The organism is Arthrobacter sp. TJ-217 (genome assembly GCF_058269255.1).
Genome location: NZ_JBZCNJ010000002.1, coordinates 179,513 through 202,063, shown reverse-complemented (window position 1 = coordinate 202,063; position 22,551 = coordinate 179,513). Strand labels below are relative to the sequence as shown.

20 protein-coding genes and 1 pseudogene are annotated in these 22,551 nt (G+C 65.6%); 16 read left to right on the top strand and 5 right to left on the bottom strand.

Going from position 1 to position 22,551, the window contains the following annotated elements:
* Positions 1 to 2: 2 nt before the first annotated feature.
* The 6 genes from AC4D2R_RS04060 to AC4D2R_RS04035 all read left to right on the top strand — a co-directional run bounded on the left by AC4D2R_RS04060 (position 3) and on the right by AC4D2R_RS04035 (position 4,580).
* Positions 3 to 890 carry a polysaccharide deacetylase family protein gene (locus AC4D2R_RS04060; protein WP_490937756.1) on the top strand — a complete coding sequence of 296 codons (888 nt, stop codon included), beginning with the start codon at positions 3 to 5 and terminating at the stop codon, positions 888 to 890.
* Positions 890 to 2,284 carry an MFS transporter gene (locus AC4D2R_RS04055; RefSeq protein WP_490937754.1) on the top strand — a complete coding sequence of 465 codons (1,395 nt, stop codon included), beginning with the start codon at positions 890 to 892 and terminating at the stop codon, positions 2,282 to 2,284. The genes AC4D2R_RS04060 and AC4D2R_RS04055 overlap by 1 nt, the downstream gene beginning before the upstream one ends.
* Positions 2,268 to 3,035, top strand: a complete 768-nt coding sequence (locus AC4D2R_RS04050; RefSeq protein WP_490937752.1) for an SDR family NAD(P)-dependent oxidoreductase — start codon at positions 2,268 to 2,270, stop codon at positions 3,033 to 3,035. The genes AC4D2R_RS04055 and AC4D2R_RS04050 overlap by 17 nt, the downstream gene beginning before the upstream one ends.
* Complete coding sequence (locus AC4D2R_RS04045; protein WP_490937750.1) at positions 3,035 to 3,739, top strand: SDR family NAD(P)-dependent oxidoreductase; 705 nt, start codon at positions 3,035 to 3,037, stop codon at positions 3,737 to 3,739. Before AC4D2R_RS04050 ends, AC4D2R_RS04045 begins: the two co-directional genes overlap by 1 nt.
* A gap of 41 nt (positions 3,740 to 3,780) precedes the next feature.
* A complete protein-coding gene (locus AC4D2R_RS04040; RefSeq protein WP_490937748.1) occupies positions 3,781 to 4,134 on the top strand; it encodes a hypothetical protein in 354 nt (117 codons plus the stop codon).
* 140 nt (positions 4,135 to 4,274) lie between these two features.
* A complete protein-coding gene (locus AC4D2R_RS04035) occupies positions 4,275 to 4,580 on the top strand; it encodes a GNAT family N-acetyltransferase (RefSeq protein WP_490937746.1) in 306 nt (101 codons plus the stop codon).
* 165 nt (positions 4,581 to 4,745) lie between these two features.
* Here the strand turns inward: AC4D2R_RS04035 and AC4D2R_RS04030 are convergent, their stop codons facing one another.
* Complete coding sequence (locus AC4D2R_RS04030) at positions 4,746 to 6,020, bottom strand: NAD(P)/FAD-dependent oxidoreductase (RefSeq protein WP_490938359.1); 1,275 nt, start codon at positions 6,018 to 6,020, stop codon at positions 4,746 to 4,748.
* 227 nt (positions 6,021 to 6,247) lie between these two features.
* Positions 6,248 to 7,789 (bottom strand): annotated as a pseudogene (locus AC4D2R_RS04025) (MFS transporter); the annotation flags it as partial.
* A 501-nt stretch (positions 7,790 to 8,290) separates the two neighbouring features.
* Between AC4D2R_RS04025 and AC4D2R_RS04020 the strand changes: the two are divergent.
* The gene (locus AC4D2R_RS04020) at positions 8,291 to 9,160 is read left to right on the top strand and encodes a CPBP family glutamic-type intramembrane protease (protein WP_490937744.1); all 870 of its coding nucleotides are present in this window, start codon (positions 8,291 to 8,293) and stop codon (positions 9,158 to 9,160) included.
* Between the two features lie 13 nt (positions 9,161 to 9,173).
* Positions 9,174 to 10,142 carry an NAD-dependent epimerase/dehydratase family protein gene (locus tag AC4D2R_RS04015; protein WP_490937740.1) on the top strand — a complete coding sequence of 323 codons (969 nt, stop codon included), beginning with the start codon at positions 9,174 to 9,176 and terminating at the stop codon, positions 10,140 to 10,142.
* A 54-nt stretch (positions 10,143 to 10,196) separates the two neighbouring features.
* Here AC4D2R_RS04015 and AC4D2R_RS04010 read toward each other — a convergent pair whose 3' ends face one another.
* A complete protein-coding gene (locus AC4D2R_RS04010) occupies positions 10,197 to 10,694 on the bottom strand; it encodes an SRPBCC family protein (RefSeq protein WP_490937738.1) in 498 nt (165 codons plus the stop codon).
* Entirely contained in the window at positions 10,691 to 11,032 is a 342-nt protein-coding gene (locus tag AC4D2R_RS04005) for an ArsR/SmtB family transcription factor (RefSeq protein ID WP_490937736.1), read from the bottom strand. Before AC4D2R_RS04005 ends, AC4D2R_RS04010 begins: the two co-directional genes overlap by 4 nt.
* 424 nt (positions 11,033 to 11,456) lie before the next feature.
* Between AC4D2R_RS04005 and AC4D2R_RS04000 the strand changes: the two genes are divergently transcribed.
* From AC4D2R_RS04000 to AC4D2R_RS03965, 8 genes are all read left to right on the top strand, one after another.
* A complete protein-coding gene (locus AC4D2R_RS04000; protein ID WP_490937734.1) occupies positions 11,457 to 13,256 on the top strand; it encodes an HNH endonuclease signature motif containing protein in 1,800 nt (599 codons plus the stop codon).
* Between the two features lie 325 nt (positions 13,257 to 13,581).
* Entirely contained in the window at positions 13,582 to 14,931 is a 1,350-nt protein-coding gene (locus AC4D2R_RS03995) for an ABC transporter substrate-binding protein (protein WP_490937732.1), read from the top strand.
* Positions 14,931 to 15,824, top strand: coding sequence for a carbohydrate ABC transporter permease (locus tag AC4D2R_RS03990; protein WP_490901802.1), 894 nt, complete (start codon positions 14,931 to 14,933; stop codon positions 15,822 to 15,824). The genes AC4D2R_RS03995 and AC4D2R_RS03990 overlap by 1 nt, the downstream gene beginning before the upstream one ends.
* Positions 15,821 to 16,693, top strand: a complete 873-nt coding sequence (locus AC4D2R_RS03985; RefSeq protein ID WP_490901800.1) for a carbohydrate ABC transporter permease — start codon at positions 15,821 to 15,823, stop codon at positions 16,691 to 16,693. Before AC4D2R_RS03990 ends, AC4D2R_RS03985 begins: the two co-directional genes overlap by 4 nt.
* A 49-nt stretch (positions 16,694 to 16,742) precedes the next feature.
* Complete coding sequence (locus AC4D2R_RS03980) at positions 16,743 to 17,825, top strand: ABC transporter ATP-binding protein (protein WP_490937730.1); 1,083 nt, start codon at positions 16,743 to 16,745, stop codon at positions 17,823 to 17,825.
* Positions 17,822 to 19,186: a glucosylglycerate hydrolase gene (ggh, locus tag AC4D2R_RS03975; RefSeq protein WP_490937728.1), complete on the top strand. Its 1,365-nt coding sequence runs from the start codon at positions 17,822 to 17,824 to the stop codon at positions 19,184 to 19,186. Before AC4D2R_RS03980 ends, ggh begins: the two co-directional genes overlap by 4 nt.
* A complete protein-coding gene (locus AC4D2R_RS03970) occupies positions 19,183 to 20,352 on the top strand; it encodes a glycerate kinase (RefSeq protein ID WP_490937726.1) in 1,170 nt (389 codons plus the stop codon). The genes ggh and AC4D2R_RS03970 overlap by 4 nt, the downstream gene beginning before the upstream one ends.
* Positions 20,353 to 20,379: 27 nt before the next feature.
* Complete coding sequence (locus AC4D2R_RS03965; RefSeq protein ID WP_490937724.1) at positions 20,380 to 21,555, top strand: ROK family protein; 1,176 nt, start codon at positions 20,380 to 20,382, stop codon at positions 21,553 to 21,555.
* Positions 21,556 to 21,729: 174 nt separating this feature from the next.
* On the opposite strand, the gene AC4D2R_RS03960 is transcribed toward AC4D2R_RS03965, so the two are convergent.
* Positions 21,730 to 22,464 (bottom strand): glutamine amidotransferase, encoded by a 735-nt coding sequence (locus AC4D2R_RS03960; RefSeq protein WP_490937721.1) that lies wholly within the window; start codon positions 22,462 to 22,464, stop codon positions 21,730 to 21,732.
* Between the last annotated feature and the right edge of the window lie 87 nt (positions 22,465 to 22,551).

The following is a 22,551-nucleotide window of genomic DNA, read 5'->3' as shown; positions in this document are numbered from 1 at the left end:
TCATGAAAAAGGAAATACAAGTTGCGTTCGGAGTGGACGTCGACGCCGTCGCAGGAATGCTCGGATCCTACGGCGGGGAGGACTCCCCCTGCGACATCTCCCGCGGGCTGTTCAGCGGCGAGATCGGAGGCCCGCGCATCCTGCGGTTGTTCGAGAAGTACAACCTACCCTCGACGTGGTTCATCCCCGGCCACTCCCTCGAAACCTTCCCGGAACTGGCCGACATGGTCGTCGAGGCGGGGCACGAGATCGGGGTTCACGGGTACTCCCACGAGAACCCCATCGCCATGACCCGGGAGCAGGAGACCGCCATCCTCGACCGCTCGATCGAGCTCATCGAAAAGGTTTCGGGACAGCGGCCCACCGGCTATGTGGCGCCGTGGTGGGAGTTCTCGCCTGTCACGAACGAAATCCTCCTCGAGCGCGGCATCAAATACGACCACTCGCTGATGCACAACGACTTCTCGCCCTACTATGTGCGCGTCGGGGACACCTGGGACAAAATCGACTACTCCCAGCCCGCCGAGACGTGGATGAAACCCCTTGTCCGCGGGCAGGAGACCGACCTCGTCGAGATTCCGGCCAACTGGTACCTCGACGACCTCCCGCCAATGATGTTCATCAAGGCGGCCCCGAACTCGCACGGGTTCGTGAGCCCCCGCCACCTCGAGGAAATGTGGCGCGACCAGTTCGACTGGGTCTACGCCGAAATGGACCAGGCCGTCTTCACGATGACGATCCACCCCGACGTCTCGGGCAGGCCCCAGGTCCTCCTCATGCTTGACCGCCTCATCCAGCACATCAACTCCCACGAGGGTGTCAGCTGGCACACGTTCGACCAGATTGCCAATTCGTTCCTCGCACGGAGCCCCCGAAAGGAAACCAACTAATGTCCGCTCAAGAGGCAGGCGTCGACCTTTCGACGCCGACGGGAGACGAAAAACGCCGTTTCCCTTCATTCACCAAGAAACAAACGACGACGGCGACCGTCCTCGCCCTGCTGGCCTGGACCGTCGCGGTCTTCGACTACGGCCTGTTCGGCACCCTCCTCCCGGCCATGCAGGAGGAGTTCGGCTGGACTGCGCCGGAGGCGTACGCCATCAATACCTGGATCGCCGTCGGTACGGCCATCGTCTGCTTCGGCATCGGCCCGGTCATCGACCGGCTCGGGCGGCGCAAGGGCATGATGGTCACGGTCGGCGGCACCGCCGTCGTCTCCGGCCTCACCGCCGCGATCCCCACCGGGCTCGGCTTCCTGAGCAACGGCCTGCTCATCTTCGTCCGCTCCTTCGGCGGCCTCGGCTTCTCCGAACAGGCTGTCAACGCCACGTACATGAATGAGGTGTACCAGGTCACCGAGGATGAGAAGAAGCACAAGCGCCCCGGCTTCCACTACTCGTTCATCCAGGGCGGCTGGCCACTGGGGTTCCTCCTCGCGAGCGCCCTCGCCCTCGTCTTCCTTCCGATCTTCGGCTGGCGCGCCCTCTACCTGATGGCCACCCTTCCGGCCTTCCTCATCGTGTTCCTCATCTCGAAGAAGCTCAAGGAAACCCCCCAGTTTGAGCTCCATCACCGGCTGACCGAGCTTGAGAAGTCGGGCAAGACCGAGGAGGCGCACGCCCTGGCCCGCAGCTTCGGCGTCGAACACTCCTCCACGGCTCCCCTGAAGCGCATCTGGGAACCGGAGCTGCGGCGGAACACCATCGTTTTCTCACTCGCCTGGATCCTCAACTTCTTCGGCATCGCGATCTTCAGCGTGCTGGGCACCTCGGTTCTCGCAAACGCAAAGGGCGTCGAGCTTTCGACGGCATTCTGGCTGCTGATCGTCATCAACCTGCTCGCCTACTTCGGCTACGTGTTCCATGGTTGGATCGGTGACAAGATCGGACGGAAGCGCACCATCATCGGCGGCTGGATCATCTCCGGGCTTTCGTTCGCTGTCATGCTGAGCCCCCTGGTGGCGAGCCCGTTCCTGATCATCCTGACCTACGGCACGGGTCTGTTCTTCCTGGTCGGCCCCTACGCGGCCATCCAGTACTACATGGCCGAGTGCTACCCCGTGAGCTGCCGCGCCACCGGCCTCGCCTTCATCGGCGCGATGAGCCAGCCGGGCACCATCATCGGCGGCGCGCTGTTCACCATCGTGGCCACGGCCGCCGGCACCGGCGCCGCCGCACTCTGGGTCGGAGCCCTGGGCACCCTGCTCTCGGGCTTCATGATGATGGGTGCCAAGCACGTCGACGCGGTCATGCGGGAGGAGTCACCCCATGACATCCCAGCCTGAGGTCGCAATCATCACGGGTGCGGCGAGCGGCATCGGCCGCGCCCTGGCGGTCAATTACGCGCAGCGCGGGGTCGTGTCGATCATCGGCACCTTCCCCGGGGATCCCCACGATCCCGAGCAGACCCTCGACCAGGTGAAGCACGCGGGCGGAATGGGGATCATCCACGAGGTGGACGTCCGCTCCACCGAGTCGGTCGATGCCTTCGCTGAGCGCGCCATCACCGAGTACGGCAGGCTCGACTACGCCATTGCCAATGCGGGAATCCTGCGCAACGCACCGTTGCACGAGCTGTCGGACGAGAAGTGGGACGACATGCTCAATGTCGACCTCACCGGGGTGCTGCGCACCCTGCGGGCCGGCTCGCAGCAGATGAACGACGGCGGCGCACTGGTAGCGGTGTCCTCAATTGCAGGGGGCGTGTACGGGTGGGAGGAACACGCCCACTATGCGGCCGCGAAGGCGGGGGTGCTGGGGTTGGTGCGGAGCGTCGCCGTCGAACTTGGACCCCGGCGGATCCGCGCCAATGCGGTGATTCCGGGGCTTATCGAGACCCCGCAGTCGCTCGATCCGGTCAACTCGCTCGGCCCCGAGGGGCTCGAGCGGGCCGGCAAGGACATCCCGTGGGGCCGGGTGGGCCGCCCGGAGGAGGTTGCCAGTGTCATCGGCTTCCTCACCTCGGACGCTTCCGTGTACATCACCGGGCAGGCGCTCATCGTTGACGGCGGCCTGATCGTCAAGATGAGGGCCTGATGGATTCCTTCGAGGGACGCGGGGTCGTTGTGACAGGTGGCGGCAGCGGAATCGGAGCCGCCATCGCCGATGCCTTCCGCTCAGGTGGAGCCCGGGTGGCGGTGCTTGACCGTAGGCCGGCACCCGGCTCCATCCCGGTGGACGTGGCCGAAGAGCAGAGTGTCTCCGACGCATTCGCCCAGGCCCGAAAGGACCTGGGCAGGGTCGACATCCTGGTGAACAGTGCCGGCCTGCTGACCGAGTCACCGCTGCAGGAGATGAGCCTCAAGCAGTGGAACGAGACGATCACAGTGGATCTCACGGGCGTCTTCCTCTGCTGCAGGGAGGTGCTCGGTGAAATGCGCGAACAACGGTGGGGCCGCATCATCAACATCTCCTCCCAGCTCGGGATCAAGGGCGGAACCGGCCTAAGCCACTACAGTGCGGCGAAGGCCGGCGTCATCGGCATGACGAAGTCGCTGGCCCTTGAGGTGTCCGGCGACAACGTCCTGGTCAACTGCATAGCGCCGGGGCCGATCGAGACTCCGCTCGTCGACGGCATCTCCGAGGAGTGGAAGGCCGCCAAGCGGAAGGAGCTCCCGCTTGGGCGCTTCGGCACGCCGGCGGAGGTAGCACCCACAGCCCTGCTGCTTGCGAGCGACCCGGGCGGGAACCTCTTTGTCGGCCAGACGCTCGGGCCGAATTCCGGCGACGTCATGCCCTGAGAGGAGCAGTTCGGATGTGCGGAGCGTGCGGCAGGACCGTCGTGGCCGATGAACTGCTGGGGCCGGTGCGCACCCAACGCCAGCAGTTCATCGTCGCCTCCACCATCTCTGCGCTGTGCGCGCAGCTTCCGGGTGTCCCCGGCGTTACCGCTGCCGGGGACACCTGGCTGCTGCGCTGGCCCACCGGCACCGTCCGGCAGTGCAGCACCGTGGGCGAAGTCTGGGCTGCGGTCGTGGCCGGGGCAGCGGCAGGCAACGGCACCCTCGGGCGCCTGCGCGACCTGCTTTCGGCCGAGCGGCAGAACGCCGAAGGCCTCCCCCGCGTGGTGATCGACGCCGGCCTTTCCTCGGTGCTGGAGCGTCTTCCCGAGGCGCAACCGGACGTCGCCGGTTGAACTGGTGGCGGTGGGCGCCCGCGCGGGAGGAGAAACCGGCACGGCTGAGCCGGTGCCGGGCTCCGGGCCGGACCGGAACCGGGCGTCGTTGACCGGGTGGTGCTGGAGTGAAAAACTTGCGGAGACGCTGAGGAGGAACGATGAGCAGCGCACATGCGGAAGATCAGGCGGAACTGACGGTTCGGGACGATCCGGAGAAGCTCCGATTCACTGCCTCGATCGGTGAGGAGGCCGTGGGAATCGCCGCCTACGAGATTGAAGACGACCGCATCGTGTTCACCCACACGGTCGTCGACGAGGAGCTGGAGGGCCGCGGGGTCGGAAGCACCCTCGTCAAAAGCGCGCTGGACGAAGCGAGGGCTAAGGGGCTCAAAGTTGAAGCGAAGTGCTCCTTCGTCCAGGCCTTCATGGACAAGAACCCCGACTACCGGGATCTGATCCGCTGAGCCCCGCCCCCGGAGCTTCCCGGCGCGGCTTCCGCAGCCGAAAGCGCTTTCCGCATTCGAAAACCACGGGCGCACCCGATATTCCGGGTGCGCCCGTCGTTTTCTGATGCGCCCGTCGTGAAGGCGTGCGTTCGACACCCCCGAGAACCTCCCAGGTGATCGCGCTCAGGCCCTGCCCTTCAGGATCAGGTACCAGTACACCTGAGGGAGCACCCTGCGGTCGGCAACCCACGTCAGGCGCCGCTCCCGCGCGAGATTCACCCATCGGGGCACGGTGGGCATTGGTTTGTACTTGTCGTCAAACTCCGAGAAAACAACGGTGGAGCGGGAAACGGTAAACGGGCACGCCGAATAGTTGTTGTATTTCGCCTTCGGGGTTTTGCCCTTCAGGGTCATCTTCAGGTTCTTCGCCAGCACCGTAGTTTGTTGGCGCAAGGCGGCCCCGGATTTCGAGTTCCTTGTCGCAGCGGCATCGCCGAGGGACCAGATATTGGCGTAGCGGGCGTGCCGGAGGGTCAACGGATCAACCTCGACGAACCCCTTGGCATCCCCGACGGCCGGCAGGCTCGTCGGCTTGAGCCAATCCGGGGCCGACTGCGGCGGCACCGCATGAAGGACGTCGTAGGAGATCCGCTCGGTCTCGGCGCTGAACAGGTTGCGGATCACGACGCTGCGTCCCTCGGGGTCGACTTCCGCGAGCTCACTGTCGTAACGCACCTCGATCCCGTATTCGGCGATCTTCCGGTTGAGTTCTTCATCGACGATCTCCATGCCGAAGACGGTGGGAGTGGGGACCACCAGCACCACGCGGATGTCTTCGAGCACACCCTGCTCCCGCCAATAGTCGCAGGCAAGGTACATCGGTTTTTGGGCAGCTCCTGCGCACGTCGCCGGGCCCGGCGGCTGGGTGAACACCACCGTTCCCGCCCGCACCTTGCGCAGCAGTTCCCACGCCTTGGGAGCGAGCTCGAACTCGTAATTCGAGACGCCGTACGGTGAGGCCATGGCTTCAGCCAGCCCGGGAATCGAATCCCAGTCCTTTTGGATGCCCGGGCACACGACGAGTTGCCCGTATCCCAGCCGCACGCCAGAGCCGAGGAGAATCGTGTTGGCATCATGGTCAACGTCGACCGCGCTGTCCCGGATCCACCGCACCCCGCGCGGGGTGGTCGAGGCCTGGGAGCGCACGGCCTCGTCGGGTTGGGCCGTACCGCCGGCGATGTGCGAGAAAAGCGGTTGGTAAAGGTGGCGGTCGCGCGGCTCGACAATCGCCACGTCCTTGACTCCGTATCGGCGCAGCCGTGCGGCAAGGGAGATGCCCGCGTTTCCGCCGCCGATCACCACGACCTCATGGTGGTCCCCCTCGCGTGCCGACGATGCGTCGCCGGCCTTGGGCCTCGCCCGCCGAACCGGCACTGGAAGCTGGGAGATCCGTGTCATGAGTCCCATTCAGCAGTCTCTTTCCTGCCGGCGCCGTGCCGGCCGTCGGTGCAGCGGATACCTGTTCCACGCTTGGAGTCCGGCGAACGTGCCAAACCGTTCCCGGAAGAGCCCACCCGGGCGGACCGGGCGTGGCTCGACCCTACAGGCGCCGGCTAGGCAGTGACAGGCCAAACGGGTACTTGAATATTGCCTCAGGTGCCCGGAAGGGTGCTCACCTCCGGGCCGGACGCCGTTGGGGTTTTCACCGTCCGGGATCCGGAAGGCACGGCATCGGGCGGAACGATGTCCACCGTCCGCCGCAGGGCCTGCTCGCGGATGAGAAGCACGCACACAAGCGCGACGACGGCGACTGCCGCGGTGACGAGGAAGATCAGCGCGGTGCTGTCACCGTAGGCCGCGCGGACGATTTCTGCGGCGGGCCCGGGCAGGTCGAGCGGATCGAGTGTCCCGGTTCCGGTTGGCGTTATGCCGGCCGCCCGCAGCCCATCGGCCGTGCGTGCGCCCACCTGGTTGCCGAGGATGGCGCCAAGTACCGCGACGCCGGCCGCGCCTCCGAGGGACCGGAAAAACGCAACAGAGGCACTGGCGGTGCCGACATCCTTCAGCGCAACGGTGTTTTGAACCGCGAGTACGAGATTTTGCAGCATAAGGCCGAGTCCGAGGCCGAACACAAAGGTGTAGACGCCGACGAGCCACAGCTCGGTGAGGTGGTTGATCGTTCCGGCGCCCCCGAGTCCCGCGATCAGGAGGATGGCACCAGCAATGAGGAACCGCTTCCATTTTCCGTACTTGGTGACGAGCCGACCCGCACCGACCGAGCCGATCAGGTTGCCCGCGATCATGGGCAGGGTGAGCAGGCCGGCCTCGGTCGGAGTCGCTCCGCGGGCCACCTGGTAGTACTGGCCGAGGTAGGTGGAGGAGGCGAACAGCGCGATTCCGACGGCGATCGAGGCGATGATGGCCAGCGCCGTCGTGCGCTCGGAAATGATGGCGAGCGGGATGACCGGGTCGGCAACCCGCCGCTCGACTGCCAGCAGCAGCAGGAGCAGGATCAGGCTTCCACCGACCATTGCCGCGCTCTGCCACGACCACCACGCGTAGTAGCCCTCCTTGCCTGCGAAGGACACCCAGATGAGCAGGAGGCTGACGCCTGCGGTGAGCAGGACGGAGCCGAGCCAGTCGATGCTGACGCGGCGGGGCGTGTGCTCAAGTTTCAGCGTGACCTGCAGGAGCACGAGGGCGACGACGGCGAGGGGAACGCAGACAAAGAAGGTCCAGCGCCAGCCGAGGGCCGAGTCGACGATCAGGCCGCCGAGCAGCGGTCCACCGGCCGTTGCGACAGCCATGACTCCACCGAGGTATCCGGAGTAGCGTCCACGTTCGCGGGGCGGAATGATCGTCCCGACAACGGCCATGGCCAGGGCTGTCAGGCCGCCCATTGCGACGCCCTGGACCACCCGGGCGGCCAGCAGCAGTGGAATGGCGTGTGCCAGTCCGGCCACCACCGAGCCTGTGACGAAGATGATGATGCTCAGTTGGACGAGCAGCTTCTTGTCGAACAGGTCGGCCAGCTTGCCCCAGATCGGTGTGGTTGCCGCGTTGGCGAGCAGGGCTGCGGTGATGACCCAAGCGAAATCGGTTTGGGAGCCATTGAGGTCGGACATGATCGTGGGCAGCGCGTTCGCCACGATGGTGCTGCTGAGGATCGCCGTGAACAGCGCGGCGAGCAGGCCGGTAAGGGCCTGGAGGATCTGCCGGTGGGTCATGGCGATGGAGTTGTGAGTGCCGGAGGGGGTCGTCGTCGTGGGGTCTTTTGCCATCAGCGTCTTGCTTCCAGTGTTGTGGAGTGGTGGCGGCCGTCATTGCCCGACTGAATAGTTGCTTACAGTAACTATAAGGTAACCGAGGAGATGCGGTCAACGTCGGCATGGAAGGGCCCGAGCGGTGACGGGGACCGAAGACGGAGGCATGGGTGGGGAGGCCGGGGTGAGGGGCCCGGGTGAGGAGGCGTCTAGGGCCAGCGGCCCGAGGCCGTGACCTAGGGGAAGGGCAGCCTCGAGGGACCCCGGCGCCTGTCGGAGGCCTGCGGGCCGTCTGGAAGGGCCATCGGCTCCCCGTCGAACCGACGCCGCCTCCGAAAAGTCATTCACCCACCGCACTGGCGAAAGTATTCTGGTGCTGTTCGTCGGTTGCAGGCAGGCACGCGTCGCGGTTGGGAGAGGCAGCCTGTCCAGAGCGGGGCCCGTCCCCATCAGTGGAGTGCCGGTATGACCGAGATGATCAAGCGCCATCCGATCGCCGTGCTGCTGGTGTGGTTTTTCACCGCAGGGCAGCTGGTTGCCTTCCTCCCCCGTATTGCTGCCGCGCAGGGGGTTGAGCTCTCAGCGCCTCTCTTCGTCGTGGCAAGCAACCTCATCGGACTCCTGCTGCCGGCGCTTGTGCTCACCCGGCTTTGCGAAGGGCGCGCAGGGGTCACAGCGCTCCTGAACCGGATCCTTATCTGGCGGCTGAACGCCTGGTGGTACGTCTTCGCCGTCGTCGTCGTTCCGCTTGGAGCTTTCGCACTTTCACTCGCCCTCGCCGGTCCACCAGAAGCCTCCGGGGCCGTTCTCGCCGCGGCACTGGTTCAGGGACTGCTGCTGCAGACATTTCTCGGCCTGGTCATCAGCAACCTCTGGGAGGAAGTGGCCTGGGCGGGTTTTGTCCAGGTGCGGCTGCAGCAGCGGCACGGCACACTGCGCGCAGCACTCTTCACCGCTCCCCTATTCGCCCTGCAGCACGCCGCCCTCGTTGCGGGCGGCTCATTGGTGACGACGGTCGTACTGCTCCTCGTGCTCACCCTGCTCGCCATCCCCTTCCGGGCGGCAACGGGCTGGCTCTACAACCGCACCTCAAGCCTGCTCCTCGTGGGGTTGTTCCATGCAGCCGGGAACGCGGCAGCCGTGCGGGGGTGGCCCGGCGACGGGATGCTTCCCCTGCTTTACCCGACCGAGAACTTCGGACCGATCCATCTTCTGGCGTCCGCCGTCGTCGGCCTTGTCGTTATCGCGGCGACCCGGGGACGGCTCGGCAGCAGGTCCCGGCAGGGTGGGCCCACAACGGTACCGGGCACAGAGGCGGCAAGCCGGCAAGGGTGAGGGAGCGACGGACATGGATCCTGCGGAGAAGGTACACGTTGTCATCGGCGCCACGGGCGGCACAGGCAGCGCGCTGGTTCGGGAGCTCGTGAGGCGGGGAAGGCGCGTGAGGGCGGTGAGCCGCGGGGGTGCCGCCGACGTCCCCGACGGCGTCGAGGTCCGAGCCGGCAATGCACTGGACGAGGCCGGGATGATCGAGGTGTGCCACGGTGCGGGCGTCGTCTACAACGCGGTGAATCCTCCTCTGCACCGTTGGCGTGAGGACTTCCCTGTAGCCGTTGACGGCGTCCTAGCGGGGGCCGAAGCTGCCGGAGCGCGAATGGTGTTTGTCGACGACACCTGGATGTATGGGCGGGTGGCTGCCCCGATGACGGAGGATCTGCCGTACCGTCCGGTCAGCGACAAGGGAGTGCTGCGGGCCTGGCTCGCGGAGCGGGTGCTTGCCGCCCATGCGCGGGGAAGTGTCGCAACAGTGATCGGCAGGGCGACCGAGCTGTACGGCCCGGGGGTGGAATCACTGGTGGGGTACAACCTGTTCGGCGCTGCGGCATCCGGGCGAACGGGCTTATGGGCCGGGGCCTTCGATCAGCCGCTCGCGCCGACCTTCATTGGTGATTTTGCCGTTGCCTTGGCCGACCTCGGCGAGCGCGAAGCGGCACTGGGAGAGGCTTGGCACGTCCCGACGCCTCCCCCGGTGACCGCGAAGGAGTTCATCGACCTCATCTCCACCGAGGCCGGACACCGCCTGCGCGTGCGCCGGATAAGGGCGGGCGTGGGCAGGGCCCTGGGAGTCGTCTCGCCGGTTGCCCGTGCGGGCGCCGAAACCCTCTACCAGTTTGATCAGCCCCACAGCGTTGACGCCTCGAAGTTCCTCAGTCGGATCGGACCGGGACAGATCACCTCCTATGAGGAGGGAATCCGCCGGACCCTCGCCTGGTACCGCACCGCTCCGCGTAGGAGCCTGCTTCCCAGAGGTAACTGAGGGAAGCAGGCTCCTACGCTTCGCCGGTGCGGCTCGGGTTGGTGGTGCGGCTCATCACTGGCTGTCGGCGTGCTGCTGCAGTCCGGCAAGCACCTCGTCGAGGCGTTCGTTGCCTTCAACGACGCCGCCCTCCATGCCGTTCTCGATCATTGCATCGCGGGCCTCGAGCGTCGGGTACACGGCGTGGGCGACGGCGCGGGTTCGACCGCCCTCAAGTTCCTCGAAGGTCACGCTCTCGATGCTGACGTAGCCGGGGGCACCGAGGAACTCGAAGGTCTGGATGATCCGCTCAGGAGGCGTCGCCGAGTGGAAAACTCCGCGGAACGCGTACGCCGTCCCATCGGCATCCCGGTGCACGAAGGACCAGGACCCACCGTCGCGCACGTCGAACTCCCCCAGTTCCATGGTGAGCCGGGACGGGCCAAGCCACTTCACTACGAGCTCGGGGTCACTGTACGCGCGGTAGACGAGCTCGCGCGGGGCGTCGTACTCCCGGACGATGTCGATGAACGGCTGGTTCGGCACTGCTGTGATCTTTGTTGGGTTGCTCATGATTCCTTCTCCTTCAGAGTGTCGAGCACTTTGTCGAGGCGGCGGAACTGCCGCTCGACGTTGAGCCGATGGGCGTCGATCCAGCTGGTCAATGCCTCAAGTGCAGCCGGATCGAGGTGACAGGGGCGTCGTTGCCCCTCCCTGGTGCGGGTGATCAATCCTGACTGCTCGAGCACCTGGATGTGCTTCGAGACGGCCTGCTTTGTGATGGGGAACGGTTCGGCGAGTTCGTTGACGGTTGCGGGACCACGGGAAAGCCGGGCGATGAGTGCCCGACGGACGGGGTCGGCGAGGGCAGCGAAGGCTGAGTCGAGCTGTTCCTCAGATTCTTGCTCCATGATCCACCTATCGGTTGATCAACCAGTTGGTTGATAATGCAAATCTAGTCCTGCTCCAAGGGCTGGTCAAGAGTTTTCATGGGGAATTTTGGTCGGGGTCCCTCCCTGCCCCCTGGAGCGCGGTGGCTCTCGACCCGGCCGGAGAACCTGTGTCCGACTGGTTTCTCAAAAGCGGGTGGACGGGCACCGTGATGGCCACGCGGCGAGCGGGCGACACGGGCAAAGCACCGCTTCATTGGCGGACCACCAACCTTGCCTAACGGATGACCGAGCGGCAGCGTGCGTACCAATGATCGTGCGGGTGGAAGGTGCCAATCAGCGGAGGATCGGCGAACGCATGAGGCCGTGGGTTGTCATCCTCCACTTGTCCTCCACAGGCCCCCATTCGGTCACTTATTCGAACCCGTGTTCGATAAAATGAGGTATGGCTACGGCACCGGTTGAGCAGCAGGGGGACGCCCCGGCGTTTCTCTCAGCGGTGCACGCCGAACTCCGGGAGTTTGCCAACGATTTCGCCGCACGGTTCCTCCTGCTGGGCGGGAACGAGGTGGCCGAAACGGTCGACGGAATCGAGGCCTTGTCGAGGATTGTCGAACACCTGCAGGTACTTGGAGCCCACGCTGTGCAGAGCTTGGGCCTGGCGTCGACCGGCGAGCGGACCGAGTGGCCCACCCCCTCGATTGGGACGACCGGCTCCGCATCCATCACCGGGATCGCCGGCATGGCTCACCCCACCAGCTTGGCCAGCACGGTCAGCACGGTCAGCACGGTCAGCACGGTCAGCACGGTTACCTTCGTCGACCCAGAAAGCTCAGCCACCCTGACCGACACAGTAAGCCCAGCAACCTTGGCCGACCCAGTAGGCTCAGCCACCCTGACCGACGCAGTTAGCTCTGCCACCCTGGCCGGTCACGCCTCACCACTCGAGGGAACCGGATCCCATCGCGAGTTTCGCAATACCGCCGATTTCCTTCGCGCGCGTCTTCGAATCAGCCGGAGCGAAGCTAATCGACGACTGAGACTCGCAGAAAGCACCCGGCCACGGCTCCTGCTCGGCGGCCAAACAGCAGCGGCGCCTCTTGAAGTTCTTGGCGAAGCCTTCGGCGCCGGGAAGGTCAGCGGGAGGGCTGCTTCGCTCATCAGGGATGCGGTGGAAAGGGTCAGGCCCGTTGCTGAATCACGCGAGCTCGATGCAATGGAGCGTCACTTGACGCGTCAGGCGACGGAGAGCGACGAGGACATCCTGCGGGTCGTGGCTCGGCGGTGGGAAAGCACCCTCGACCAGGATGGGCAGGAACCATCCGAGAAGTTGCTGCGCGCACGGCAAGGGGTTTTCCTTCGCGGTCGACGCAACGGACTCCACTACCTGGAAATCGGCGCGACCGACGAACAGTTTGAGCATCTGGCCACCGCGATGAACGCAACAACGAACCCCCGATCACGAGCTGCCACACGCAAGGTTGATTCCGAGCACTCCTCCGGTGCGGCAATGGCCTCCCAATGGAGCAGCCTCCAGGCTGAGGTTATTTCCGGCACGGACGGCACTCCTACACATACACACGGCGAGGATGGTGACAGCGGGAATACCGGCAGCACCACCTCTGCACCCGGACTCGACGACGGTTCGACCCGGGCGCAGCAGTTACTCGAAGGACTAGTGGGCGCGTGCAGGATCGCACTGGCAGGGGATGGTCTTCCCGCGGCCGGTGGCCACCGCCCCCAGGTCATGGTCACGATCGACTACAGGACGCTGTTGGGCGAGCTTGGGCAGGCCGGTGACGCCGTGTTTGCCGAGCAGATTTCAGCACGAAGCATCCGCCGGCTTGCCTGCGACGCCGACCTCCTCCCTCTGGTTCTCGGCGGCAAGGGCCAGATTCTCGATGTCGGACGAAGCCAAAGACTGTTCCCACCCCACTTGCGGCGTGCACTGGTCGCCCGCGACAAGGGGTGCGCCTTTCCTGACTGCGCCATTCCCGCTACCTGGTGCGAAGCCCACCACATCGTTCCGTGGGAAAAGGGCGGCACAACGAAGCTCAGCGACGGAGTGCTCCTGTGCTCGCGCCACCACCACCTGATCCACGAAGGGTCCTGGACGGTGCGGTCGAGGCACGGCATTCCATGGTTCCTGCCTCCACACCACCTGGACCCAGGGCAGAAGCTTCGACGCAACGGGTACTGGTCGGCCGGCGACTCCACGAAAGCCGCGCAGCTCCAATTGGAGTGAAGGTTCTCCTGCCTTAGCGATCTGTCATGTCACGCGTTGAAGGACGGCTCTGGGATCTCTCGATCGACCTGCTGGGGAGACAGCCGGCTCTTCCACCCGTTCCGTCAGTCCTTCCAGCCCCACAGCCCCTGCCAGCCCCGCCGCTCCTGCCAGCCCCGCCGCTCCTGCCAGCCCCGCCGCTCCTGCCAGCCCCGCCGCTCCTGCCAGCCCCGCCAACGCTGCTGCCCCCCCCCCCCGCAGCCAGAGTGTGGCGCTTGACACACTGAAGCTTTCGTCTGATGCTTAGACAGAAGATGCAACGAAGCGCTTTTGATCGGAGCCATCAGTGAAAAACACCCCTCCCCCACTCCTGCAGCACTCCGTCTCACGGCGCAGTGCACTACTGGGAGGGCTTGGTGCAGCACTCTCGATCCCCTTCCTCTCCTCCTGTGCCGGATTCGACACCAGCGGTGCCGTCGCCGGCAAGGGAACCGTCGGCTTCCTCTCGACCCAGTTCACGCCGGTTGAAGAAAAGCAGCGCTTCGAAGAGGTCCTGAAGAAGACCCTGAGCGTCCCCGTCGCCTATAACTCGGTCGACCCCGGTGTCTTCACCTCCACCATCCAGACGCAGACCCAGGCTGGCAATGTAAAAACCGCCCTCCTGGGTGGGCTTCACGGTGAACTGGCTCCCCTGGCCGACTCCCTTGAAGACGTCGACCAGCTCCTAAGGGACCTCTCCGGCAGCGGCTTCAACAAGGAGATCCTCGAACTGACCAAGGTCGGCGGCACAACCTCGAAGTACGTCCCCTGGATGCAGGCAACGTACGTCGTCGCCGTCAATAAGAAGGCCCTCGAGTGGCTTCCCAGCGGTGTCGACGTCAACGACCTGACCTACGAGGGCTACCTGAAGTGGGCGCAGGCCGCCAAAAAGGGGGCAGGAAGCCCGGTCTTTGGAATGCCCGCCGGCCCCAAGGGGCTCCACCACCGCTTCTATCAAGGGTTTCTCCTCCCAAGCTTCACCGGCGGCCAGATCACAACGTTCCGCAACGAAGACGCCGTGACCGCGTGGGAGTACATGAAGGAGTTGTGGGATGCCACGGTCCCTGCCTCAACCAACTTCGACGCGATGCAGGAACCTCTGGCGCGCGGCGAGGTGCTTGTCGCCTGGGACCACGTTGCCCGGTTGATCGACGCCCCGGCCGACAACCCCGACGAGTGGCTGATGGTTCCCGCCCCCCGCGGGCCGAAGGGGCGCGGCTACATGCTGATCGTCGCCGGCGTCGCCCTTCCCAAGAACGGGCTGGAGCGGGACCGGGCGGAGCAGGCAATCCGCGGGCTCGCCGAACCCACAACCCAGATCGAGACGCTGCGCAGCAACGCCTTCTTCCCGGTGGTCCAGACAGAACTTCCTACGGACCTTGCGGGTGCAATCGCCCTTGAAGCCGCAGCAGTAAAGCTGCAGCAGCAGTCCCCCGACGCACTCCTGGCCCTTCCCCCGGTGGGTCTCGGCCCCAAGGAGGGCGAGGTGTCTCAGATCTTCAAGAACTGCTTCCAGAAGATCTGCCTCAACGGCTCGGCCGTCCAGTCAACGCTGGATGACCAGGCCAAACAGCTCAACACCATCCTGCAGGAACTGAACGTCCCGTGCTGGGCTCCCGACCCCGTCTCATCCGGCGAAAAGTGCGAGGTAGCGTAATGACAGTCGATTCACCCCCGGCCCCGGTCCAACTGGACACGCCCGCCCGTCCCCGCCGCATTCCACCGGCGGTCATGCTCATCGCCCCCTCGATCGTCTTCATGGCGCTGCTCCTCGGCTGGCCGGTCATCCAGGGTGTACTCCAGGCCTTCCGTGGCGACGAAGGCTTCACCCTCGAGTTCGTGAACCGGATGGTCGAAGACCCATACTTCTGGCCCGCCGTCCGCAACACGCTCTTGCTGATCGTGGTGATGATTCCGCTTCAGTTCGCCTTTGCCATCACCATGGCGCTGCTTCTCCGGTCGAGTCCACGCCTCGACAAGGTCCACTTCTTCGTCTGGGCCATCCCCCTGGCACTGAGCGACCTTGCCGCCGGCCTCGTCTGGCTCTCAATCTTCAACGACCGCGGATACCTCAACTCGGTGCTCGCCTCCATCGGCATCGACACCATCCCCTGGCTCGCCTACGACAACCCCACCACCCTTTTCCTCTGCGTCCTCATCGCCGAGGTGTGGCGGTCGACGTCGCTGGTGCTGGTCATCGTGGTTTCAGGACTTCAGGGAATCCCCAAGGACTACGACGAAGCCGCCCAGGTGTTCGGGGCGACGTTCTGGCAGCGGCTGCGCCACGTCACCCTCCCCCTGCTCAAACCGAGCCTCCAGGTAGCACTGATCCTGCGGACGATCCTGGCGTTCCAGACCTTCGCCGTCGCGCAGGCGCTCACCGGACAGAACTTCCCGCTGGTCGTGGGTGAGACCTACCGCTGGTACACGGCCCTGCAGAACCCCAACGTGGCTGCCGCGCTTGCACTGGTCATCCTCGTAGCGTCAATGCTGATCTCCATTTTTTACCTGCGGGCTCTCCGCGACAAAGGGCAGGAAGGCACCCGATGACGACGACACGCACGCTCGACGCGATCCCAGCACCGCCTGCGGTCGACGAAGCGCCGCTGAAGCGGCAACGGCGGAACCGGGCACTGCTGCAGGCAGTCTGCGTCCTGATTTCACTGTTCATGCTGATCCCGATCTACCTGATCTCCCTCGCCGCCCTCTCCACACGCGAGTCACTCAACGAATTCCCGCTGAGCCTGCTGCCGACAAACCTCTCCTTCGAGACCCTCGGCGCGTTCCTCGGCTCCACCGGAATCGTCGGAGCCTTCGGCAACTCAATGATCGTCGGCATCGGAACCCTGCTGATTTCGGCCCTGATCGGGGTCCCGGCGGGCTACGCCCTGGCCCGGTTCGCCTTCCCCGCCAAGGAGCCATACCAACTGTTCCTCCTGTTCACCCGTGCGCTGCCCATCGTGGTCCTCTCGGTCCCCCTGGCCCGGCTCTTCCTCACCGTTGACCTGTACGACACGACCTACGCGGTCATTCTGCTCCATACGGCACTGGCACTGCCGACGACGATCCTCATCTCCGCGAGCGTCTTCCTGAGCGTACCGATCGACGTCGAAGAAGCGGCCCGCGTCTTCGGCTGCACGCCCGCCGGTGCCTTCCTCAGGGTCGTCATGCCAATGGCACTGCCGGGTCTCGCTGCTGCCTCAATCTTCACCTTCGTCATGTCCTGGAACGAGGTGCTTGGCGCGTCGATCCTCACACTCGATCACCGCACCCTTCCGGCCCAGGTGCTCACCTCGCTCTCTGACTCCCCCTTGGCGTACCGGTTCGCCGGTGGGTTCGCACTTGTGATCCCTTCGATCATCTTCATCGCGTTCATGCGCCGCTACCTGACCAATATGTGGGGCTCAACGATCCGCTAGCCCGGCAGCACCCCTCCCAGCCAACTCAGAAGAATTGAAGGAGCCGATCATGGCGGACATCACCATCGCCCACCTCGTCAAGACCTATCCCGGCGGCACCGAACGGGCAACCGACGACGTGTCGCTCGACATCAAGGACGGCGACTTCACCGTGCTGCTCGGCCCATCGGGCTGCGGCAAGACGACCCTCCTGCGCATGCTCGCGGGCCTCGAACTGCCCGATTCCGGCTCGGTTGCCGTTGGCGGCAAGGACGTGACCTACCTACCGCCGAACAAGCGGAACATCTCGATGGTGTTCCAGTCGTACGCGGTCTTCCCGCACCGCAAGGTTCGCTACAACATCGGTTTCGGGCTGCTGATGGCGAAGAAGCCCAAGGAAGAGATCGAACGCAAGGTCCAGTGGGCCGCGGACCTGCTGCAGCTCGGCCCGTACCTTGACCGCCTTCCTGCCCAGCTCTCCGGTGGCCAACGCCAGCGCGTCGCCGTGGCACGGGCTATCGTGATGGACGCCGACGTCCTGCTCATGGACGAGCCGCTTTCGAACCTCGATGCGCTGCTGCGCCTGACGTTCCGTTCCGAACTGAAGAAGATCGTCAAGGACCTGAAGACGACGACCGTCTACGTCACCCACGACCAGAGCGAGGCACTCTCTCTCGGCGACCAGGTGGCGGTGATGCGCAAGGGACGCATCGCCCAGCTGGGCGACCCGCTCGATGTCTACGACGCTCCCGCTGACCGCTTCGTTGGAGGCTTCATCGGTTCCCCGCCCATGAACTTCATCAACGCCGCCGTCTCCGCCGACGGCGATGCGCTCATCGTCGGTGACCAGCGGCTGCGGGCGCCGTCGCTCCTCAGCTCGTTCTCAAGCTCCGACGTCGTCTTGGGCATCCGCGCAGAGAACGTCGGGGTGGACACGCAGCGGTCCTCCGGTGATCTTCCGGGGCGGGTGCTCGTCGTCGAACCGATGGGGTCCTCAATCCTGCTGACCGTCGAAGTGGAAGGCCAGACGATCAAGGTCCAGGCCCCGCCGACCTTCCGCACGTCGCCTGACGCAACGATCTGGTTGACCTTCTCGTCGAACAGCATGCGCTTCTATGACCGTGAAACCGCAATTGCATTGGTGGCAAAATGACATTCGATACCCTCAGCACCGAACAACTCCGCAGCACGGCGATCGAGGTGCTCCGGCTGAACGACCTCGGCACGATGACCACCGCCGCGCCGAATCTCTACCCCCACCAGTGGAGCTGGGATGCCGCCTTCGTGGCAATCGGCCTTGCCCGGTTCGACGTACCCCGCGCCATCACCGAGATGCGGACCCTCATCAACGCCCAGTGGACAACCGGGATGATCCCGCACATCGTCTTCAGCGACAACGACACCGGCTACTTCCCCGGCTTCGACCGTTGGGGAACGGCCGGTGCCGCGGCAAGGCCCGCAGCGGTGAGGAGCAGCGGCATCTGCCAGCCGCCGGTTCACGCGATCGCCCTGCGGCACATCCTTGACCGGGCACGCGAAAACGGCGGCACGGACCAGGCCGAGGCAGAAAGCTTCCTGAGCGAGTCCTTCGACGGCTGGCTCGCCTGGCACCGCTGGCTTGCCGCAGTCCGTGACCCTGACAGCGTTGGCCTCATCGAAATCCACCACGGCTGGGAATCCGGTTTCGACAATTCGCCGCGCTGGGACGGACCCTACTCGCGCGTTGAACCCGGACCGGTTGCACCCTTCACCCGCCGGGACACCCTCCACGTCTCCGACGTCAGCGAACGCCCCGACGACGCGGAGTACACGAAGTACCTGTGGCTCGTTCAGCAGATGGCCTCCGTCCAGTTCGACGACGACGCCGTCCGCGGCATCATCGACTTCCGGGTGCGGGACGTATTCTTCTCCGGGATCATGGCCGCCTCAAGTGACGTCCTCGCCGACCTCGGCGACGAGCTGGGCCGCAGCGTTGAAGCCCGCGAGCTGAGGGAACTGGCCCAACGCTTCCGGGACGGCGTGGCCTCGACAATCGATCCGGCAACCGGTCTCGCCCGCGACTACGACGTACGGGCAGGGCAGTGGATCTCCACCGACACAGTCTCCGGCTTTTCCCCGCTCATCGCTGGCGGCGACCCTGTCCTGCTGGACCGGCAGCGGGAAATCCTCCTCGGTCCGGAGTGGATGGGCTACCCGGACCTGCGCTTCGCGCTGCCTCCATCAACCTCTCCCACCAGCCCCGCCTTCCGCCCCCGGACCTACTGGCGCGGCCCGGTGTGGCCCTTCCTGAACCTGCTCTTCGGCTGGGCGAGTGCGCGGGACTCCCAGGGCGCGCTCTATGAGGGCCTGCGCTCGGCGTCGTTGGATCAGTTGGCGGACCTGAAGTTTGCCGAGTACTATCATCCGCTCACCGGCGAACCCCTTGGCAGTTTTGCCCAGGCCTGGACCGCAGCGGCAGCACTCGAGTGGATCGGTGCCGCCGGCGTCGAGTTCCCCGCGACCGGATCCCGGTGAGCCGGACGGTGGAACGCGTCCTGATTGCCTGTGACAAGTTCAAGGGATCCCTCAGCGCCAGGGAGGTCGGCGCGGCACTTGAGCGGGGAATCAAGGCCTGCCAGCCGCAGCTGCTGGTGAAGTCGATCCCCATCGCCGATGGCGGGGAAGGCACGCTTGAGGCCGCAGTCAGTGCGGGCTATATCCGGGTTGCCGTTGCGGCGAGCGGACCAACCGGAGACCGGATCACGGCGTTCTTCGCATGGGACCCGTCGACGCAGACCGCCGTCGTGGAGATGGCACAGGCCTCAGGACTTGCACGCCTTCCCGGCGCCCTTCAGCCACTGACGTCGTCCACCTACGGAACGGGCGAACTCGTCCGATCGGCTCTCGACCGCGGGGCACGCCGCGTCATCCTCGCGGTCGGAGGTAGCGCTTCGACCGACGGCGGAGCCGGATTCCTTTCCGCCCTCGGAGCCTCGATCACCGACGAGGACGGACGAAAGCTGGCGCCGGGCGGCGGAGCGCTCAACAATGCCGCCGCCGTCGACCTCACCGGCCTCGACGCCCGGCTCGGCGGCTGCGAGTTCGTGCTCGCCACCGACGTCGACAATCCGCTGCTTGGGCCCCGCGGCGCAGCGGCCGTCTATGGACCGCAGAAGGGAGCATCGCCGTCAGACGTCCTGTGGCTTGAGGCAGGCCTCACCCGCTTCTCAATAGCGGTGCGCCAGGCAACTGGAAACACGCGGTCGGCACACGACCTGCCCGGCGCCGGGGCCGCGGGCGGGCTCGGCTTCGCTGCACTGGCCGTCCTCTCGGCCCAGACCCGCCCGGGAGTTGAGGTGGTGATGGACTTCACCGGGTTCACCGCCGCACTGGCCGAACTGAGCGTCGACGACCTCGTCATCACCGGTGAGGGCTCGCTTGACACCCAGACCCTCAGCGGGAAGGCGCCCGCCGGGGTGGCCCTCGCGGCATCGCGCCGAGGGATCGGCGTTGTGGCCGTCTGCGGCCGTAACCTGCTCGACGAGGACTCGCTCAATGCAATCGGGATCCACCGAACGTATGCGCTCACCGACGTCGAGAGCGACCTGCGCCGCTGCATCGATGAAGCCGGCCCGCTCCTGGAACAGGTGGGTCAACGCATCGCCACCGAAACCGCACTGACGCCGCACCCAATACAGTAGGCTCAACGGCCGCGGCGAAAGGACAGAATGACAGCGGAGAGAATTCCCGCGGGACGAGGCGGCGCAACCTCCCACGGCCATCTGCTTGAACTCATCCGCTCGACCGGTGGGCTCTCCCGCCAGCAGCTCCTTGCCGCCACAGGCATGTCCCGCGCCACCCTTTACGAGCGCCTCGACGTCCTGCTGCGCCGGAAGTTCGTCTATGAGGCCGAATCCCTCGGGGCGACCGGTGGCCGCCGCTCACGGAAGATCCGGTTCGACGACCGGGGCCGGGCCATCCTCACGATGGCGCTGGGACAGACCCACGCCACGGTGAGCGTGACCGACACCGAGGGACGCGAACTGTGCACACGAACCGTCAGCCACCGCATCAGCGACCCCTCAACCGTCGTTCTCCCGCCCCTGATCGCGATCGGCAAGGACCTCCTCTCCCGGTGTGAAGCGGAAATCCTCACCGGCGTTGGAGTGAGCCTGCCCTCCCCTGTCGCTGCCGACACGGGATACGTCATGCACCCCACCACCATCCCCGGATGGCCGCGGGATGCGGTGGTCGCGGCCGTCTCCGATGCCTGGCCTGTGCCCTTCGTTGTCGAGAATGACGCGCGAGCAGCTGCGCTGGGCGAAAGCAGGACCGACGCCGAAACGGTTGTGTACGTGAAGGTTGCGACAGGCATCGGCTGCGGGATCGTTGTTGACGGTTCAATCCTCCGCGGAGCCCATGGCGCTGCGGGCGACATCGGCCACATCCGCGTCGCCTCCGACGGCCCGGTCTGCAGCTGTGGCCGCCACGGATGCCTTGCCACCTTCAGTTCGGGGCGGTCGCTTGTCGCTGCGCTGAAGGTTCACGGTCTCACAACTCTCGACGAGGTGAGCTCCGCCGGCCGGGCCGGTGATCCCCGGACAACGCAGGCACTCGAGGTTGCATCCGAAGTGCTGGGCCGCGCCCTCGCCACAACTGTTGCGACGATCAACCCGGACCGCCTCGTCCTCGGCGGGAGCATCGGGGTCCTTCCCGCCGTTGTTGACGCGGTGCGCCGCCGGGTCCTTGAGGACGTCGTCGAACGTATCGGCGAGGGGCTCGCCGTCGACGCCGGATTCTCAGGAGACGAGGCTGCTACCCGAGGGCTTACCACGCTCGTGATGCGCAAGGTTTTCGCACCCGATGCCGTGGACGGGCTCCTGCTCGACTACTCGCCTGCCTGACTCCCTTCTGCGGCCGACCCGGTCCGTCCATCCCACACCAGCCAGCGACGACCAGCCAGTCAGCAGCACCGACCGGGCAGCGTAGGCCGGCAGCAGCAGACGCCAGCCGGGCAGGGCCCGGCAGCGTACGCCGGGCAGCCACACCAGTCCGCGCTGCCTCGCCGCCGGACGCGGTCAGTCGACCGCGTAACGGCGCACGAAATTGCGCAGGATGCGCGCCGGCTGGTTCACCCGGGCCTGCCGCGCCCGTTCCATGTAGTCATGGGCCTCTTCGGGCGGGAAATATCCGGCGTTGCGGTAGATGTGGATGCGCTGCACCAATGCCTCGTTGTCGAGTTCGGGGTGGAACTGCGTCGCGTAAAGATTCTGCTTAATTCTGAACATCTGCACCGGGCAGTCCGGCGACGAAGCCAGCGCCACTGCGCCGTCTGGAAGCGTGGCACAGGCCTCCTTGTGGCCGACAAAGGCCATGAACTCTTCCGGCATCCCCTCCAGCAGGGGGTCCGCGGATCCCGCCTCGTTGACGGTGATCGTCGTTGCGCCAACCGGCTCTCCGAAGGTGCGGTCGATCACCGCCCCCTGATGGCGCCCCAGAGTTCCCACACCGTAGCAAGCCCCGAGGAACGGGAAGTCGGATTCGACAACCTCATCGAGCAGGACGCCGATCTCCCGCTCCACCCGCCGCTGCACATCGGACTTCTGCTCCTCCGGGTCTGAGGAATTGAACGGACTTCCGCCAACGAAGATGCCTGAGTATCTGGACAGGTCAATAGCCGGAAGCGGCGCTTCCTCGACCCGAACCCGATGAAGCTCGCTCCGCTCAAGACCCCCGAAACGCAGGAATCCCTCATACTCACCTTCGGCAGCGGCGTCGTCGGCCCGCGTGGCCAGCAATAGAAACGGTTTCACCCTCAGATGGTACTGCGGTGCTGCCCTCGCGTGCGGCGGGATGAAAATCCGTACCTCAGGCGCTGACATACTGGTACCCATCACGGA